Source organism: Klebsiella sp. OBRC7, from assembly GCF_000293135.1.
Lineage (GTDB): Bacteria > Pseudomonadota > Gammaproteobacteria > Enterobacterales > Enterobacteriaceae > Klebsiella > Klebsiella michiganensis.
Genome location: NZ_ALNJ01000117.1, coordinates 1 through 2,193, shown reverse-complemented (window position 1 = coordinate 2,193; position 2,193 = coordinate 1). Strand labels below are relative to the sequence as shown.

The 2,193-nt window shown below is 51.8% G+C and carries 3 protein-coding genes and 1 pseudogene; all 4 read right to left on the bottom strand.

Going from position 1 to position 2,193, the window contains the following annotated elements; translation table 11 throughout:
• Nucleotides 1-231, bottom strand: a pseudogene (locus HMPREF1144_RS33755) (hypothetical protein); the annotation flags it as partial.
• A 140-nt stretch (nucleotides 232-371) separates the two neighbouring features.
• Complete coding sequence (locus HMPREF1144_RS22845) at nucleotides 372-1,061, bottom strand: hypothetical protein (RefSeq protein ID WP_009654088.1); 690 nt, start codon at nucleotides 1,059-1,061, stop codon at nucleotides 372-374.
• 13 nt (nucleotides 1,062-1,074) lie between these two features.
• On the bottom strand, nucleotides 1,075-1,812 hold the full coding sequence (locus tag HMPREF1144_RS22840) for a HupE/UreJ family protein (protein ID WP_009654087.1): 738 nt from the start codon (nucleotides 1,810-1,812) through the stop codon (nucleotides 1,075-1,077).
• Between the two features lie 44 nt (nucleotides 1,813-1,856).
• Nucleotides 1,857-2,192, bottom strand: a complete 336-nt coding sequence (locus tag HMPREF1144_RS22835) for a hypothetical protein (protein ID WP_227500452.1) — start codon at nucleotides 2,190-2,192, stop codon at nucleotides 1,857-1,859.
• Nucleotide 2,193 lies beyond the last annotated feature (1 nt).

The following is a 2,193-nucleotide window of genomic DNA, read 5'->3' as shown; positions in this document are numbered from 1 at the left end:
AAAATGGTCTGTCTGATGATGGCCTGCGTGACCAGACTGAGGGATATCCGAGTCGTGGGAGTGATCCTGCACTGTCATGGTGACTTCTGCATCATGCAGATTCATCTCGTAACCAGTCAGGCCGTTGGTACCGTGTGACGCAAACGTGCCCATCGACGACATCATCATGCCAACGGCCATGATGACAATCATCAGAATATAACGGGGTGAACGTTTAAACATCAGATACATCGCTGGCGTTTCTCTCAGGCAGTCTTCATAACATAGAGAAAAGATTAGCATCCCCCCGGGGAGGATGTAAGAGGCGAAAGTGTAAAGTCTTGTATTGCCGGAATGAATAAGATGGGCCCGCATTATACGGGCCCGATTAATCAGATTACGCGCTTAATGCTCTGGTATTCGCCATTGGTATCAAGCTGGATAGTAATCGTCTTTGAACCACGATTTCGCCAGAACCAGCCATGCTTACCGTCAAAGGCCGCCTGCAACACACCATCCTTTGAGGTTATCTGGCGGTCCTTACCATAGCCGTGGTAAAACCCTTTCGGTGCGTTAACCGGATCGCCGTGTGCATCCACGTTGACAGGTCCAGAGCTTGTCCACTGGTAAGTCACCCGGGCATCCTTACGCATTTCCATCTTAACTTCAGCCGCTTCATTCGGTTTCAGAGTAATTAACAGCTGATTGCGCTGAGAACCGGCAGTTGGGGCTTCTGGCGCACGAGTTGTCGCCGGAACGCTCAGCTCCGGGTAGTTGTTTTGCGTGATTGTCGGCGGGTTATCCGCCACCGGGCGCTCATTCGTCGGAGTGGTTGACTGCCCCCACTGGCTCGTACTCGCCTGTTTGTCCGTGGCGGCTTCCTCCGCCAGCTGCGTTTTGATTTCGCCCATCTGTTTAAGGCCCAGCAGGCGGCCAACGCCCGTTGGATCGATACCATATTCTGAAGGCATCACGATGGTTATCAGCAGCGTTAAAGCAACAATAGCCGCCAGGATAGTGGACTGCATCAGCTTCATCGCAGATGGCAGCTCTGCGCGGGTCGGTAAATCGGTGTTATACATTCTCTTTTCTCCCTCAGGCTAAAACGTAGCCACAAATCTGGTAACTCATTAACAGGAAACCGGCGCTCATCATCACCACATTGGCGGTGTAGGCATGGCGGAAAAAGCTCGCCGTCTGCCGCCAGTAACTCATGATGATAAGGATGGCGCTCAGCGCCAGAAGCTGACCTATCTCGACCCCGACATTGAAGGCAATCAGGTTGACGAACAGGCCATCGGGGGAAATTTCGAACTCCTTGATTTTGGTCGCCAGGCCAAAGCCGTGGAAGAAACCAAAGATAAGCGTCGCCATCTTCGTATTAGGCTGAAAGCCAAACCAGCGCTGGAACGCGCCAAGGTTATCAAGGGCTTTGTAGACCACAGACAGTCCGATAATGGCATCAATGAGATAAGCGCTTACGCTGATGTCAAAGAACGTCCCAATGAGCAGCGTTGTGGAGTGTCCGATAGCAAACAGGCTGACGTACAGCCCGATATCGCGCATTTTGTAGAGAAAGAAAATCACGCCGAACAGAAACAGCAGGTGATCGTAGCCGGTCACCATATGCTTCGCGCCAAGGTAGATAAACGGGATGATGTTAATCCCGGTGATTTCCTGGATGTACCCTTTGTCGCCTTCGGCTACGCCATGTGCGGCCGCACCCTGGCTGTAGAAAAGCAATAACAATATGAAAAACAGACAAGCCGAACGCGCCTGAGTCGAAAACAGGCCACCGCTCAACCGGCCTTGTAAATTAAGGCAGGTGTTCATACAAAATCCTTACAGTTTGAATAATAACGAATTAACAGCAGTTATTACGCAAACAGGGATCTCGGAGGGCGTTCGGGGGTGGCCTGTGGCATTCGCAGAATTTGTTCTGAACTCAGCGCAAAGGTCGCCCGTATGCCCGCGTTCCAGGCCTGCAAAGCAGTCAGGGTGAAGAGTTTGTTCAGATCGTGGGAATGATCGGCATTGAGGTGGTGCACATTACCGTGCGAGTGGAACAGCAGCGGATCGTGCTCATTCAGCGGTTCATCGCTATCGTGCTGATGGTCACTGATGGTCGTTGTATCCTGGACGTTGTAGACAGCCTGTGGTTTTGCCATAAGCGAACTGCTCAGCACGGCAACAGCCATGATGATAAGCACGATT